The sequence below is a fragment of the Psychrobacter sp. Ps2 genome, from assembly GCF_022129405.1.
Taxonomy (GTDB): Bacteria; Pseudomonadota; Gammaproteobacteria; order Pseudomonadales; family Moraxellaceae; genus Psychrobacter.
In genome coordinates this window covers 1-1,063 of the sequence record NZ_JADQAM010000027.1, presented here as the reverse complement: position 1 = coordinate 1,063, position 1,063 = coordinate 1, and the positions used below count along the sequence as shown (strand labels likewise).

At 40.8% G+C, this 1,063-nt stretch carries 1 protein-coding gene; it reads right to left on the bottom strand.

All coding sequences use genetic code 11. The features are described from left to right. Positions 1–62: 62 nt before the first annotated feature. A complete protein-coding gene (locus tag I3254_RS01385) occupies positions 63–710 on the bottom strand; it encodes a transposase (protein WP_238050614.1) in 648 nt (215 codons plus the stop codon). Positions 711–1,063: the final 353 nt, after the last annotated feature.

Here is a 1,063-nt window from a genome sequence, read left to right as displayed (position 1 = left end):
GGTGTAATGGACAAAATTCATGCTAAAAAGTAGAAGGTAGTCGCTAATGGACATAATTCATGCTATTTAAGTGACTTTAACCCTAAAAAGTCTTTAATAAACCGCAACTTACGCTGCTCATTTAGACCATGATGACTGTGTAATTGTCGCTTTAACTCACTGAATAATCCTTCAAGAGAATTGGTGGTATTTGGTATATCTAAATGCTTATATTCTTGATAAATGAATAACCAATCACTATTGGTTCTGAGGCTACGATAAGCACTTCTAAGGCGCTTATGCGTGTACCACGTTCTACTGTTATCGTCATTGGTACTACGCTCACTAAGATAGGCTTCATGAGTCACATACCAGTGATCTAAGCGCTGTATGAACGCCTCTTTATCAAGCAGTTTTATTTCTAAAGTAAGTCGTCTAAGCTCGATACTGGCACTGTTCTTAGGTCGACGAGTGAGGTAGCGGGTCACTATTTGCACCTGATGAAACTGGCACATCTGGCAAGGGGTGCGGGTGAATAACGTACGCAGTCCTCGTCTACCATCACAGGTGATGCTTTGTATATCAACGCCTAACGATGCTAGATGATCAATTCCTTGTTTGTAGGCACTGTTGGTTTCATGACTGACTATCGCGTAGTAAAGAACGGCTTTAGTGGTATTGTCCATAAAAACCATTAAACCGAACTTACGACCGAAGTAAGTGGTGTCCATGATGATGTTAGCAGTATTCGGTCGCTTAACTTGATAGTCAATACTGACTGTGTCTAAGCGTCTTTGAATGGTTTTAAGACTACAGCTATACTTGTCAGCCAGTTGTTTGTAGGTCTGTTTGCCCTGAGTGTATTCCGTCCAAAGGGTTTGGTTATTGAGTCTTTTGCCACCTAAAAACTGCCGTTTGCAAGCTAGACATTGATACTGTTGTTTGCCTAGCTTGCGTCCATTCTTTTTGAGGTGTTTATCACGACAAAAAGGGCAGTTTTTTGATTCATGGCTTTGATTCCTTGCAAATATAGACAGTATATAGCGTTAGACCCTACGCCAGCATGAATAATGTCCATTACACC

What these genes read in the sequence shown, in the direction of transcription:
- I3254_RS01385 (WP_238050614.1), bottom strand. Translation starts at nt 710, where the DNA reads ATGGACACCACTTACTTCGGTCGTAAGTTCGGTTTAATGGTTTTTATG.